Below are 14,242 nucleotides of genomic sequence, written 5' to 3'. Positions count from 1 at the left end.
AACTTTCTCGGGTGCAAAAGTTCGGCACAAAATCAGCTTTAAAGCGTTTGACCATCGCAAATCCCATCTGTGTTTGCGCCAAAGATCCACTGCTCCGCCAAAAGAAAGCCAGGGCTTTGTCATTCTATTGCGAACTGGAAAATTTTGCCCCGACCGGAAGACATGAAAAAAGCCCCACACCCGATAAGGGTGTGGGGCCAGATTTCAGCCAGTTATGATAACCGGTTTATTCGTCGCCCTTCAGCGCAGCACCTAGGATATCTCCCAGTGATGCACCTGAATCCGAGCTGCCATATTGCTCAACAGCTTCTTTTTCTTCTGCGATCTCACGGGCTTTGATCGACAGACCCAAACGGCGGGTCTTGCTGTCCACGTTGGTCACGCGAACATCAACCTTGTTGCCGACCGAGAAACGCTCAGGGCGTTGCTCAGAACGATCACGCGACAGATCCGAGCGGCGAATGAAGGATTTCATGCCTTCATATTCCACTTCGATTCCGCCGTCCTCGATCGCGGTCACTTCAACAGTGATGATCGAGCCACGTTTCACACCGCCAACAGCCTCGGCGAATTTGTCACCACCCAAGGCTTTGATCGACAGGGAAATACGTTCTTTCTCGGTATCAACCTCAGAAACAACAGCGCTGACCATGTCGCCCTTGCGGTAGTTCTGGATCACATCTTCACCGCGTTCGTCCCAGCTGATGTCGCTGAGGTGAACCATGCCGTCAATCTCGCCTTCGAGACCGATGAACAGACCGAATTCGGTGATGTTCTTGACTTCACCTTCAACTTCGGTGCCTTCGGGATGGGTTTCAGCAAACACTTCCCAAGGATTGCGCTGCGTCTGCTTGAGACCAAGCGACACGCGGCGTTTTGCACCGTCGATTTCCAGCACCATGACTTCGACTTCCTGAGAGGTCGAAACGATTTTGCCGGGGTGGACGTTTTTCTTGGTCCAGGACATTTCGCTGACGTGGACCAGACCTTCTACACCGGGCTCAAGCTCAACAAATGCACCGTAATCGGTGATATTGGTGACACGACCGGTGTGCACCGATCCCAGCGGGTACTTGCCGGCAACCAGATCCCAGGGATCATCCTGCAGTTGCTTCATGCCCAGCGAAATACGATGTGTCTCTTTGTTGATCTTGATGACCTGTACGTTCACGGTTTCACCGATCGACAGGATTTCCGACGGGTGATTTACCCGGCGCCATGCCATGTCAGTAACGTGCAGCAGGCCGTCAACACCGCCCAGATCGACAAACGCACCATATTCGGTGATATTCTTGACCACACCTTCAACATTCTGACCTTCAGTCAGGTTACCGATAACTTCGGCACGCTGTTCGGCACGGCTTTCTTCCAGAATGGCACGACGCGATACAACGATGTTGCCCCGGCGACGGTCCATTTTCAGAATCTGGAAGGGCTGCTTGAGACCCATCAGCGGGCCGGCATCGCGCACGGGGCGCACATCAACCTGAGAGCCGGGCAGGAACGCAACAGCGCCGCCCAGGTCAACAGTGAAGCCACCCTTGACGCGGCCAAAGATCGCGCCTTCAACGCGCTCTTCGTCAGCATAGGCTTTTTCAAGACGATCCCAGGCTTCTTCACGACGGGCCATTTCACGCGAAACGACGGCTTCGCCGCGGGAATTCTCGGCCGAGCGCAGAAAGACCTCAACCTCGTCGCCAACGGCGATTTCGGGGGCTTCTCCGGGATTTGCGAATTCTTTAAGATCGACGCGACCTTCCATCTTGTAGCCTACGTCGATGATGGCTTGTCCCGCTTCGATTGCGATGACTTTGCCTTTGACAACAGTCCCTTCTTCGGGTGTGTCCATTTCGAAGCTTTCGTTCAGGAGGGCTTCGAATTCCTCCATCGATGTGTTTTGAGCCATGTGGTCTCAGGTTCCTTTTATCAGTTTTCGGGCCGAGCGGTTGTCTCCGCCGGTCTTGGGGTTTCATTGGTCAGACGAAACGCAAAACAAAGAGGGCCGGTTGTCCCGACCCTGCTCATCTCAATGTAATGCGGCGTTTTCCGCCTTGTCGACGAGCGGTCTATAGCTCCGACTCAACCGACAATCAAGCCATTCCTGCGTGTTTGGACGGCCGCATCGTCCGGCGCGGCCGACCCGGCGTGGCAGGTTAGTATCCGGTAAAGGTGATCAATTTCGCACGCAGCCTGTCGGATGCATTGGCAAAAGTAATCTCGGACGGGGCTTTACTGAGCGGAATGCTATCGCCTGCATCAAAGGTTTGCGGTGTGCTGCCGTCAAGGCGCAATTCGACCGAGCCTTCTGCGACATAGGCCACCAGCAAACCCTGGCGGTCGGGAGTCAGACTGCCACCAGCTGCGATGTTTACGGCACTTACGTACACGTTTGACATAACCTGCCCTGCCATAGGTACGGTGGTAAAGGCGCGGCGGTCGATGTTTTCGGTGGGTGGCACCTCGAAGTCAATGAACGGCTCGCCGGCCTGCTGGAAGTTATAGTCGATAAATATCGCTTCGGACGTGGCCGAGGCGTTGTCAAACCGCAGGATGCGCGGGCCTGCAGGCTCGTAAAAGGCATCACCCTCGTTCAGGATTACAGGGCGGCGGCCCTCAACCTGATAGATGATCCGGCCCTTCGCCACATAACCGATGGCGGGGGCGTGATGGGTATGAACCGGGGCTGTTTGGCCGGGAGCAAAATGGAAATCCCCGGCCTCAATCTGAGCCACAGGGCGCGAATCAAACTGAACGTTAAGGAGTTGCACCACATCAGGATTTATATCCTGTATGGCCTTTACGGGCGTAGCCAAAGCAAGAAGGCCAGCGCCGAGGGCCAATGACAGAGCGATGAGTTTTTGGGTTTGCAAAGTGTTCATGGTGTTAGTCCTTTGGTTGCTCACCCGCCGGTCACAGAGCAAAGAGATACTGATCGCGAAAACGGGTTGCGCGTTGGGATTGGCCGAATGTATCGGCAGTGTGAAATTAATAACTTGCATTTTGCAAGTTATTAACCGGTAACCTTATTGCTTGCATTTTGCAAGTAATTTATTTATGCAGTGAAATATGACCAAACCCACTCAAAAGCGCGGCACTGGTTGCCCGGTGACATTTGCCCTTGATAGTTTCGGTGACCGCTGGAGTCTGATCATTATCCGCGACATTATGGTGCACGGGAAAAAGACCTATACTGCCTTTCTGGAATCAGATGAGAGCATTGCCACAAACATTCTGATCAATCGCCTGAAACAACTAGAGACCGATGGCATCGTGAAAAAAACCCGCGACCCGGAGAACCGGCGCAGCTATACCTATACGCTTACGTCAAAGGGACGGGATCTGGCGCCGGTGCTGATGGAAATGATCCGCTGGAGCGGGAAATACGACACCCGCCCTGAGGCTATGAAGGACGCGGCAAATGCGATTACGCAGGACCCCGAAGATTTTGAACGCAGGTTGCGCGAAACGGCACCCTAAACTGCGATCCCTTTGACCAAGTCAGGTTTTGCCCAGCGCGGTCTGAATGCTTTCAATTGCCTGATCAACCGCTTCGTCAATCGACATGCTGGACGTGTCCAGTGTGATTGCATCGCTGGCTGGTTTCAAGGGGGCAGCCGCACGGGCACTGTCACGCGCATCCCGCTGCCGCAGGTCCTCCAACACTTCGAGAAAACTCACGTCGTGGCCCTTTTCGCATAGTTCCTTATGACGTCGGCGAGCCCGGACATCATCGCTGGCGGTGACAAACAGTTTTACGTCGGCGTCGGGGCAAATGACGGTACCAATATCACGCCCATCCAGCACGGCCCCGCCAGCGCGGCTGGCAAAAGCACGCTGATAATCTAGTAATGCCTGTCGTACTTCCGGGATGGCAGCAACCCGGCTCGCCGCCTGCGCGACATCCGGCGAGCGCAAATCCTCGGCATCCAAATCTTCTGGCCGGAGGGTCAGCGCCGCCTCAACCGGATCTGTCCCATCCAGCGTACGACGCCCGGTCGCACGATAGAGTAACCCGGTATCCAGGTGAGCAAACCCGAAATGCAAAGCAACAGCCCTCGAGATCGTCCCCTTGCCAGCCGCCGCAGGCCCATCAATTGCGATCGTGAATGCCATATACCAACCTGCCTTATGCCTGCGTATGGGTAACGGAAGGCGCATCAAGCCTCAAGAGCCTGTAAAACCCGCATTTTCCACGCTAAACTCAGTGTTTCCAAAAACTGAATAGTCAAACTTGGGCAGCTTTGACACATTTCCTTTGCTGGGTTTAATACCCGGAAAGGACATCCATTCCAGAACAATATGCAACCAGTGTCGGGTGAAAGCGTAACAACCAAACCCCGAAGGCGCAAAATTGTTGCAGGAGGGAAAACAATCCAGCGCATGCCCCTGGGACCCAGCGATATCGATCCAAAGGTTTAAAGGCACATTCGTGTCAAAACAGATCAAACTTAAGCCCAATTGTAACTGGAAAAGAATGTTCAGTAGCGTAAAATACACCAATACTTTGGCGTTGGCCGAAAAACTGTAGGTAACTAGTAAAATGAATAACGATGATCGTAGCCGGACCCAAACGGGCACTATAAAAGTAATTTTCAACAAGATGATTGATATGACAATTCGCTGCATATTTGGCTGCGATAACACTGACATCCACTGTAATCGGCGTTTCCTGGAGGTTCCAGCCGGCTTTTCCGACCGGCGGTGGTGCAATGCACCCAGGAATTTTCAGAAGCTCACGTGGTTGCCCTTTATCGAACTTTTGGCAATTGGCGCAGGCTTGGTTGTGACCCTTGCGTTTACCTCCGTCTGAATCACCACCCCTTATTCAAAACCGCTAACGCAACTGGGTGCCTAACAGCACCTGTGCGCAGAATTCAGTTTTGCAATGAAACCACTGGAGCGGGTAACGGGAATCGAACCCGTAACTGAAGCTTGGGAAGCTTTCGTGATACCTTTTCACCATACCCGCGTTCCGGAATTGGGGGATAGGCTTATGTTGCGTCAGGGTCAAGTGGTTGCCCCACGTGGCTGGCTGCGTTTCGCTGCTAAGAAGTGCACGCGATACGCCCGCCCAAAGACCTATACATCAGGCGGCCTGCGCCCCGCCAAAGGCGTGCTGCCGCACCTGTCCGGGCAGTTCACCGTATTTTTCGATGAACCACTTCTTCATAAGCGTCACGTTTGAGAATCCACAGGCAACAGAAATCTCATTCATCGGCAATGCTGTCTGCGCCAGCAGGCTGCGTGCCCTATCCAACCGCAGGTCGCGGTAAACTTTCAGCGGTGTCTGTTTCAACAGGTCGCGAAAACCGCGCTCAAGCTTGCGGGGCGATACATCCAGGATATCGGCAATCTGGCCAACCGAAAGCGTATCCTCAAGGTGGTCCAGCATGATCTGCAGCGCATCACTTATTACCATGTTACCCTGCGCCATACGCATGTAACGCCAGTGTTCCCCTGCAACGCCCTCTTCTTCGGGTTCGATCAGTCCAAGGTACTTTGACAAGGCCGAGCGCGTAAATTCTCCATCTCGAGCACCGACCAATTCCACCATCATCCGGATCGCAGCCGTGGGGCTTATGGCACTGCTCAGTGCCTTGTGATGGCAGGTTGCCCGTTCGATGATATCCAGCATCCGGCCGCATTCTCGCACGCCGGGGCGGAAATTGGGATGCACCGATATCTGTTTGGCCCCCAGCACGCCAGCAGCAAGCGGTACAAATATGGCCGCACCAACGACGCAAACCCGCGCGGCATTGCGGATACATGACCGAAGCTCGCGCAGATATGCATCGCCAGGTCGCCATGGGTTTTCGGTGCCGCCGATCAAGACAAGAGTCTGGTCAGGCCCGCACACTGGGCCATCGGCCAGGCAATTCTCACCCTGTAGGTGGGTCCAGGAATAGGACGTTTGCCCGATCAACAGATTGGCCGAGCGCAAGACATCAATACAGGCCTCTGCAGCGAAAGCCACACTGTCATTCTGACTTAGGAATACAAAATCCCCAGACAGGCTGCGCCGACAATGCAGGGCGTTGGATGCAGCGGACCGGTCAGTTTGCAGGTTCTCAAGAAACATGTTTGATCTTCCTATCCCTTTATCTCACGGAGCCCTGTTTCCGCTGGTTATCCTTCAGTTGATATTTTTGATCGAGGTCTCGACGGCATGCAGGAATGACCCGGCAGATGAACTGGCGGACATCAGCAGATACGCATTTTCGCCGGTGCGAATGGTCAAGGTGCCCAGGTGTTCCATTGATGTCCGCGCTGCATCATCTACAGCAAAAGCCTGCGGATGCAGATCCAACGGACATATGCGTTCCAGGGCGGCACGACTGTCCGGACCTGAGATTTCCAGCGCGCACCAGACATCCGTCTGGTCGGTGGTATAGGCCTTGCCCTTGAGCCGGGCGGCAACCACCGCCTCGGCGTCGGGTGTGGCATGGATAAAGAGCACAAAGGCCTGATCGCGGCCAAGCCGCACCAGCCGCGCGCCGTTCTTGCCGATGGCGGATTTACCCACCTCGGGCAGGGCCGTGCCAAAGGCGGTTTTGATGGCCTTTTGTGCCGCCGCTTCGCCGCCCAGGGGCAGCGCAATTGAGACAACGGCCAGATCGGCGGGCGCGGTCAGACGCGCCCCGCCAATCGTGATATCGGTCCCGGCCAGCGGCGGGGCTGAGGTGAGGGTATAATCAGGCACGCAAACGTTCCCCTTCCGGATCAATGAAATGGGCCGAGACAATCTCAACCTCGATCTCGGTTCCGTGGATCGGGCTGACTGCTCGCACCACCTCGCCTTTGCGGGTATCGCCGCTTTTGATGAACCCAAGGCCGATGGAATGGCCAAGGCTGGGGCTATAGGCCACCGAGGTCATCCAGCCCTGATCGTTGGCCATGGTGGCCTCATCGCCCTTGGTGATGAAATGCGACCCGGCAATCAGTTTCTGGCTGCGGTCCACCGGGCGGAAACCCACCAGCTTGATCGCATCCTCCAGCAGCATCTCGGGCCGCTGTGACAGGACATTGCCGATGCATTCCTTGGTTTGGCTGACCATCTTGCCCATGCCAAGGTTATACGCCGTGGTCTGGCCATTCAGCTCATTGCCCGCGGCATGGCCCTTTTCAATCCGCATGACACCCAACGCTTCGGTCCCGTATGGGACGGCATCAAACTCTTTGCCCGCCTCCATCAAGACCTGCATCATCGAATTGCCATAGCGCGCAGGTACGGCGATTTCATAAGCCAGCTCGCCCGAAAACGAGATGCGGAACAGCCGCGCGGGCATGCCGCCACAAACCGTGACCTCGCCACAGCCCATGAAGGGAAACGCCTCGTTCGAGATGTCGTGACCTGCGTCAATCACCTTGCGCAGCAGGTTGCGCGCATTGGGGCCTGCCACGGCAAACTGCGCCCAGCCATCGGTGGTGGAAATCAGATGTACATCCAGATCTGGCCACAGGCACTGACGGGCAAATTCCATCCGGCGGAACACCAGCACCGCATTGGCAGTGGTCGTGGTCATCACATAGTGGTTCTCGCCCATCCGCGCGGTGGTACCATCGTCATAGCAGATACCATCCTCGCGCAGCATCAGCCCATAGCGCACCTTGCCCACAGCCAGTTTGGCAAAGCCGTTGGCATAGACCTTGTTAAGGAATTCGGCGGCGTCCTTGCCCTGCACGTCGATCTTGCCCAGCGTTGTCACGTCGCAGATGCCCACCGAATTGCGGGTCATTTCAACCTCGCGGTCGACACTGTCGCGCCAGCCCTGCTCACCGGGGCGGGCGTACCACTGCGCGCGCAGCCAGTTGCCGACCTCAACAAAGGTGGCGCCATTTTCACTGGCCCATTTGTGGCTGGGAGTCAGGCGGTAGGGGCGGAAATCCTTGCCCCGCGACCGACCACCCAGGGCGCCAAGCGGCACAGGCGTATACGGCGGGCGGAAAATGGTGGTGCCAGTGTCCTGCAACGTCTTGCCGGTACATTCCGCCATGATCGCCAAAGCGGGGATATTGGCGGTTTTGCCTTGATCGGTGGCCATGCCAAGCGTGGTGTAGCGTTTGAGATGCTCAACCGAGCGAAAGCCCTCGCGGTAGCTTTGTTTCACGTCCTTGACGGTGACATCGTTCTGCAGATCCAGCCAGGCGCGGTTTTTGCTTTCGCCGACATGCCAGAACGGCGCGCAATCGCGGGGCTCGTCCTCGGCCTTGGGTGCTGCCTTGCGCGATGGGGTCATACCCAGTGCCTTGATCTGCGCATTGGCAACGGCGCGACCTTCGGTCAGGGCGGCGGCCAGCGTCATCGAGCCGTTGGCAGCGCCTGCCACGGCCATGCCCGGTGGCAGATCGGCCCCCGGCACAAAGGCGCAGATATCTTCGCGCCAGGTGGGGCGGCCACGTTGGTGGCAGGTCAGGTGCACATTTGGGCTCCACCCGCCCGAAACCGCCAGACAATCCACCGGAATGACCTGCCCGTCTGTCAGCGTGACGGATTTTAGGCCTTTGCGGCCCACGGTATCGACCACCGCCGCATTGCGGATATGACGCGCGCCGGGCACGTCGCAGACAGCCGGTGCATCACGGGTGTCGATGATCGCGTTGATCGCAACCCCATTAGCCGCCAGATCGGCGGCGGTGCGCCAACCGTCATCGTTGTTAGTGAACACTGCAACCTGCTGGCCGGGTGTCACACCGTAGCGGTTGGCATAGGTCCGAACGGCCCCCGCCAGCATCACACCAGGGCGGTCGTTGTTGCCAAAGGCAATCGGCCGCTCGGTTGAACCTGCCGCCAGAACCGCCCGTTTGGAATAGATCCGCCACAGGATTTGCCGCGGCTTGCCACCTGAGCTGGCCAGATGATCGGTGCATCTTTCCAGCGCGCCGTAAATCCCGTGATCATAGGCACCGTAAACCGTTGTGCGGGTCATAATCCGCACGTTATCCATCGCCGCCAGCTCGGCTATTGCCTGCGCGGCCCAATCGGCACCGGCCGTGCCATCGACCTCAAGCGTTTCGGCATTGAGCCGCCCGCCGGGGGTGAAATCCTCATCCGCCAGAACAACCCTTGCCCCGGCGCGCCCTGCGGCCAGCGCCGCAGACAGGCCCGACGGCCCTGCGCCAATCACCAGCAGATCGCAATGCACAAAGCCCTTGTCGTAACTGTCGGGGTCTTCCTCCATCGACAGGCTGCCAAGACCCGCCGACTTGCGGATCATCGGCTCGTACAGCTTTTCCCAGAATGCCCGCGGCCACATGAAGGTTTTATAGTAGAAGCCCGCTGACAGGAATGGTGCCATCAAATCGGTCACCGCCATCAGATCGAACTCGAGCGATCCGCGATGGTTCTGGCTGGTTGCGGTCAGGCCATCGAAAAGTTCGGCCACCGTGGCTCGCGTATTGGGCTCTTGATAAGCCCCCGAGCGCAGCTGAACCAGCGCATTCGGCTCTTCTGATCCGGCGGTGAAAATGCCGCGCGGGCGGTGATATTTGAACGACCGTCCCACCAGGCGCTGACCATTCGCCAACAGCGCCGAGGCCAGCGTATCACCCGCATGGCCCTGCATCGCCTTGCCGTTGAAGGTAAAGTTCATCACCTGATTGCGGTCGATCAACCCGCCTTTGATCCGGTTTGTCTGGCTCATTTGCTGCGCCCCCTGCTGCGCGCCACATCGCGGGCCATTTCAACCTTTGAAATCTCGTGTGTCAGCGTATCGCGCGTCACCACCAGCCACGACCGGTCGCCCTGTTCGTGATACCAAAGCTCCTGATGCTGACCTGCCGGGTTGTCACGCAGATAGCCGTACTCGTAGAACGCCTCCGCCGCGTCTTCGGCCTGCCAGTCCGGCCGGTCGATCAGGCTTGCGTCGCCCAGATAAACAAACTCAGCCGCATCGCGGGGGCCAAGCAACGGATGGTTGATAATCATGTCCTGTCCCTCCTCAATGCAGGTTGGGCTGGTTGCCCTGCCCTTTTTCGTCAATCAGATTACCGCGCTTGAACCGGTCCAGCCGCATTTGTGTGGCCACCGGGTGCGGTTCGCCCTTTGCCAGCAGATGGGCGTAACAGAAACCGGATGCAGGCGTGGCCTTGAACCCGCCGTAGCACCAGCCACCGTTGAAAAAGAGGCCCTCGATATGGGTCTTGTCGATAAAGGGTGAGCCATCCATCGACATGTCCATGATCCCGCCCCAACTGCGCAGCAGACGGGCGCGGCCAATCATCGGCATGATCGCCATGCCGCCCTCGGCCACATCCTCGACCACCGGCAGGTTGCCGCGTTGGGCGTAGGTATTATAGCCGTCGATATCACCGCCAAAGACCAAACCGCCTTTGTCGGATTGGCTAACGTAAAAATGGCCGGCACCGAAGGTGATCACCCCTGGGAGGACGGGCTTCAAGCCTTCGGTGACGAAAGCCTGCAAAACATGGCTTTCGATCGGCAGGCGCATGCCTGCCATGGCCATCACGCGACCACTAGATCCTGCGACACAAACCGCGACCTTCTTGGCGCGGATCGCCCCGCGCGAGGTTTGCACGCCACGGCATTTGCCGTTCTCGATATCAAAGCCGGTGACTTCGCAATTCTGGATGATATCAACGCCGCGTTCGTCCGCACCGCGCGCATAGCCCCAAGCCACCGCATCGTGGCGCACGGTGCCGCCTCGCCGCTGGAACAACCCGCCCTTGATTGGAAAACGCGCGTTGTCGTAATTCAGGAAAGGTAACTCGGCCCGCAGTTGCTCGGCCGTGGCATATTCCGCATCAGCGCCTGCCAGAAACATCGCATTGCCGCGCCGGATGAACGCATCGCGCTGCGCGTCCGAGTGCACAAGGTTCAGAATCGAGCGCTGGCTGACCATGGCGTTATAGTTGAAGTCCTGCTCCAACCCTTCCCACAGCTTCAGCGACATCTCGTAAAACGGCTCGTTGCCCGGCAACAGATAGTTTGAGCGGATGATCGTGGTATTTCGCCCGATATTTCCCGATCCAAGCCAGCCTTTTTCAACGACAGCGATATTGCGCATGCCATATTCTTTGGCCAGATAATACGCCGTACTCAGGCCATGCCCACCGGCACCTACAATCACGATATCGTATTCCGGCTTGGGGTCTGGTTCGCGCCAAACCGGTTTCCAACCCTTGTTGCCAGTAAGGCCCTGACTGAAAATCTTAAACGCTGAGTAGCGCATTGGCATGCATCCCCGAAAATAGCTAAACACAACTGTCGCTTCTTCCGGAGAAATAGACTTTCACAAAATAGCCGTATACATTACCAAAATGGACAAGATTGGTACAAACTCTATTGTCACCCGCCGAATCGGCATTCTGCCGATCGAAGGCTTTGCGCTTATGTCCTATGCGTCATTGGTTGAGCCGATGCGCGCCGCAAATCTTCTGGCCCGACGGCCACTATATGAGATGATTAATATCAGCACCTCGATGGCACCGATTGGTAGTTCCGGTGCTGCTACAATCACGCCTCAGGCCACCATCTCTGATGAACTCAAACTTGACTACCTGTTTGTCGTCGCCGGTGGCGATCCGACGCTCTATAATAACCGGGGGGTCATTAATTTTCTGGCCCGCACAGCCCGATCCGGCGTTCAGTTGGGCGGTGTCTCGGGCGGGCCGATCATTCTGGCGCGTGCCGGTCTGATGAACGGCCGAAGGATGACCGTACATTGGGAACACGTTGGGGCCCTGGCCGAAATTTCACCCCATCTGCTGATCGAACGGTCGCTTTTTGTCATCGACCGGGACCGCGTGACCTGTGCGGGTGGCACCGCCCCCATCGACCTGATGCACGCCCTGATTGCCCGCCATCACGGCGCCCCTTTTGCCCGGTTGGTCAGTGACTGGTATCTGCATACCGAAATCCGCCCTTCGGGCGACCCGCAGCGATCAGGGTTGGTAGAGCGGGTTGGCTCAAACAACGCCGCCATTCTTGATGCGGTTGAAGCGATGGAAACCCATGTTGCCGAACTACTGACTCTGGATGATCTGGCCAAGATTGCCAGCTTGTCCGCGCGCCAACTAAACCGCCTTTTTCGCGAAAAGCTGGGGCGGTCGACCATGGGCTATTACCGTGACTTGCGGTTGGACAAGGCACAAAGCCTTTTACGGAACTCACCTTTGTCCCTGACCGAGATCGCGCTGGCCACAGGATTTGCCAGTTCTTCCCATTTCAGCCGGGTCTATTCCGGGCATTTCCGACAACCGCCGTCGCGTTACCGATAGGGTACTTGCCATGGCCCTGCGACCCGGCCTAGGGTCGGCACAAACTTTCGGAGGCCCCCATGCACATCCTTGTCCTGCAACATGAACGCGTCGAACATCCAGGTATTTTCCGCCAGTTTCTGGCCGAAGATGGCCATACGTGGGATGCGATTGAGCTGGACGAAGGTGAGACGTTACCCCCGTTGGAAGGCTATGACGCGCTTTGGGTTCTGGGCGGCCCGATGGATGTATGGCAAGAGGATGCACACCCCTGGCTGAAAGACGAAAAGGCCCTGATCCGCGAGGCGGTGGAAGAAAAAGGCCTGCCATTCCTGGGGCTGTGCCTTGGTCATCAGCTGCTGGCCGAGGCCTTGGGTGGAGAAGTTGGAAAATCTGAGACGCCCGAGATTGGTGTTTTGGAAGTGCAACTGACCGAGACCGGCGCCACAGGTGTGCTTTTCGACGGCATACCGGAACGGTTTGATGCGCTGCAGTGGCACTCGGCCGAGATCACCAAACTGCCTGCCGGGGCTCAGGTATTGGCCACATCGCCCGCCTGCACGGTGCAGGCAATGAAATGGGGCACGCGGGCCTTTTCAATGCAATTCCACATCGAGATTGAATCCGACACCGTCAAGAACTGGGCAGACATTCCTGAATATGCCGGTGCGTTGGAAACAGCGATGGGCAAAGGCGCTGTTGCGGCCTTCGATGCCGCCTGCGCGGAACAAATGGACACGTTCAACAACATGGCCGAGCGGCTTTATATCAACTGGCTGCAGGCCACCGCGAAAACCTGAACCGCAAAGGTGGTTTTTTAAAACGGAGTGCGCATTCGCGCACGCTTTGTTTTTTGGATTGGGCTCCTGCAAAACTAGGGTGCTCCTACAAGAAACGCCCTAGGGCTGCCCCCAGCCTTCGGACTGCATTTCGCGTAATCGGCTGGCAGTACGTTCGAATTCAAACGTGCCTTCGCCCTCGACATACAGGTATTCCGGTGCCGCAGCGGCTGAACAAATCAGCCTCACTTGGGCTTCGTATAACGCGTCGATCAGGGTGACAAACCGTTTGGCTTCGTTAAAGTTCGAGCGGCCGAGTTGTGGTATGTTTTCCAGAACCAGTACCCGCACCGCATCGGCCAGTGCCAGAAAATCTGCCGGGCCCAATGGTTTACCGCACAGGTCATAAAACGATGCCCTTGCCACACCGTTGTGAAATGCCGGAATTTCAAGCTCACGTTTGTTCACGATCAGGGCGTGACGCGCGCCTTGCCCGCCGGTCAGATCCTGCCAGACCGACTCGACCTGCGCACGGGTTTCTGCGTTCACCGGCGTAAAATAGCTGGGGCCGCTCGCCAGTTTATCCTGCCGGTAATCGGTGGGGCTGACCATTTCATGCACCGCCATCTTTTCCTTCAGCAGTGCGATAAAAGGCAAAAATAACTGGCGATTCAGACCGTTTTTATAAAGGTCGTCAGGGATGCGGTTGCTGGTTGTCACCACAACCACACCAGCCTGAAACAGCGCCTCGAACAGACGGCCAACGATCATCGCATCAGTGATGTCGCTGATCTGCATTTCATCAAACGCCAGTAAGCGTACGGATTTCGCCACATCACGCGCCACAGGTGCCAGCGCATCCTGCTCGCCGCGTTGCCGCGCGGCGTGCATGCCAGCGTGAATTTCCTGCATGAAAGCATGGAAATGTACCCGCCGTTTGGGCACGTCGATCGTGTCGGTAAACATGTCCATCAACATCGATTTACCCCGACCGACCCCGCCCCAAAGATAAAGACCCTTGGGCGCTTCGGGTGCCTTGCGGAACCAACCTTTTTTTACAGGCTCGCCCAGCGCTTCGCGGATACGTTCGAACTCGGGCATGACAGCCTGTTGCGCAGGGTCAGGCGTCAGCACACCTTCGGCGACAAGCCGGGCGTAGCGGTTGGGCAGCGTTTCCATAGGTTCGCAATACCGTGCCGAAGCTGTTTAGGAAAGCAAGATCAGAGGGTTGGACAACATAAGCACCC

12 protein-coding genes and 1 tRNA gene are annotated in these 14,242 nt (G+C 57.0%); 3 read left to right on the top strand and 10 right to left on the bottom strand.

What is annotated here, in order from left to right; genetic code table 11:
* Nucleotides 1-226: 226 nt before the first annotated feature.
* Together rpsA and PEL8287_RS03850 are read right to left on the bottom strand one after the other, a co-directional pair.
* Complete coding sequence (gene rpsA / locus PEL8287_RS03855; protein ID WP_176228552.1) at nt 227-1,906, bottom strand: 30S ribosomal protein S1; 1,680 nt, start codon at nt 1,904-1,906, stop codon at nt 227-229.
* Between the two features lie 247 nt (nt 1,907-2,153).
* A complete protein-coding gene (locus tag PEL8287_RS03850; RefSeq protein WP_176228551.1) occupies nt 2,154-2,879 on the bottom strand; it encodes a cupin domain-containing protein in 726 nt (241 codons plus the stop codon).
* Between the two features lie 187 nt (nt 2,880-3,066).
* On the opposite strand from PEL8287_RS03850, the gene PEL8287_RS03845 reads away from it, so the two are divergent.
* Entirely contained in the window at nt 3,067-3,477 is a 411-nt protein-coding gene (locus PEL8287_RS03845) for a winged helix-turn-helix transcriptional regulator (RefSeq protein WP_085891055.1), read from the top strand.
* A gap of 21 nt (nt 3,478-3,498) precedes the next feature.
* Here the strand turns inward: PEL8287_RS03845 and cmk are convergent, their stop codons facing one another.
* The 7 genes from cmk to PEL8287_RS03800 all read right to left on the bottom strand — a co-directional run bounded on the left by cmk (nt 3,499) and on the right by PEL8287_RS03800 (nt 11,189).
* Nucleotides 3,499-4,113, bottom strand: coding sequence for a (d)CMP kinase (gene cmk / locus PEL8287_RS03840; protein ID WP_085891461.1), 615 nt, complete (start codon nt 4,111-4,113; stop codon nt 3,499-3,501).
* Nucleotides 4,114-4,895: 782 nt separating this feature from the next.
* Nucleotides 4,896-4,969 (bottom strand) — tRNA-Gly (locus PEL8287_RS03825).
* Nucleotides 4,970-5,086: 117 nt separating this feature from the next.
* Nucleotides 5,087-6,079, bottom strand: a complete 993-nt coding sequence (locus PEL8287_RS03820; RefSeq protein WP_085891052.1) for a helix-turn-helix domain-containing protein — start codon at nt 6,077-6,079, stop codon at nt 5,087-5,089.
* A 54-nt stretch (nt 6,080-6,133) separates the two neighbouring features.
* Nucleotides 6,134-6,700 carry a sarcosine oxidase subunit gamma gene (locus PEL8287_RS03815; RefSeq protein ID WP_085891051.1) on the bottom strand — a complete coding sequence of 189 codons (567 nt, stop codon included), beginning with the start codon at nt 6,698-6,700 and terminating at the stop codon, nt 6,134-6,136.
* Nucleotides 6,693-9,641, bottom strand: coding sequence for a sarcosine oxidase subunit alpha family protein (locus PEL8287_RS03810; protein ID WP_085891050.1), 2,949 nt, complete (start codon nt 9,639-9,641; stop codon nt 6,693-6,695). Before PEL8287_RS03810 ends, PEL8287_RS03815 begins: the two co-directional genes overlap by 8 nt.
* Nucleotides 9,638-9,925: a sarcosine oxidase subunit delta gene (locus PEL8287_RS03805; RefSeq protein WP_085891049.1), complete on the bottom strand. Its 288-nt coding sequence runs from the start codon at nt 9,923-9,925 to the stop codon at nt 9,638-9,640. Before PEL8287_RS03805 ends, PEL8287_RS03810 begins: the two co-directional genes overlap by 4 nt.
* Before the next feature lie 13 nt (nt 9,926-9,938).
* The gene (locus PEL8287_RS03800; protein WP_085891460.1) at nt 9,939-11,189 is read right to left on the bottom strand and encodes a sarcosine oxidase subunit beta family protein; all 1,251 of its coding nucleotides are present in this window, start codon (nt 11,187-11,189) and stop codon (nt 9,939-9,941) included.
* Between the two features lie 88 nt (nt 11,190-11,277).
* Between PEL8287_RS03800 and PEL8287_RS03795 the strand changes: the two genes are divergently transcribed.
* On the top strand, nt 11,278-12,237 hold the full coding sequence (locus PEL8287_RS03795; protein WP_235862180.1) for a GlxA family transcriptional regulator: 960 nt from the start codon (nt 11,278-11,280) through the stop codon (nt 12,235-12,237).
* A 59-nt stretch (nt 12,238-12,296) separates the two neighbouring features.
* Nucleotides 12,297-13,016, top strand: coding sequence for a type 1 glutamine amidotransferase (locus PEL8287_RS03790; RefSeq protein WP_085891047.1), 720 nt, complete (start codon nt 12,297-12,299; stop codon nt 13,014-13,016).
* A 99-nt stretch (nt 13,017-13,115) separates the two neighbouring features.
* Here PEL8287_RS03790 and zapE read toward each other — a convergent pair whose 3' ends face one another.
* Nucleotides 13,116-14,174, bottom strand: a complete 1,059-nt coding sequence (gene zapE, locus PEL8287_RS03785) for a cell division protein ZapE (RefSeq protein ID WP_085891046.1) — start codon at nt 14,172-14,174, stop codon at nt 13,116-13,118.
* Nucleotides 14,175-14,242: the final 68 nt, after the last annotated feature.

It is taken from the genome of Roseovarius litorisediminis (genome assembly GCF_900172295.1).
GTDB lineage: Bacteria > Pseudomonadota > Alphaproteobacteria > Rhodobacterales > Rhodobacteraceae > Roseovarius > Roseovarius litorisediminis.
The sequence above is the reverse complement of the archived record's forward strand: the minus strand, read 5'-3'. Positions and strand labels throughout refer to the sequence as shown.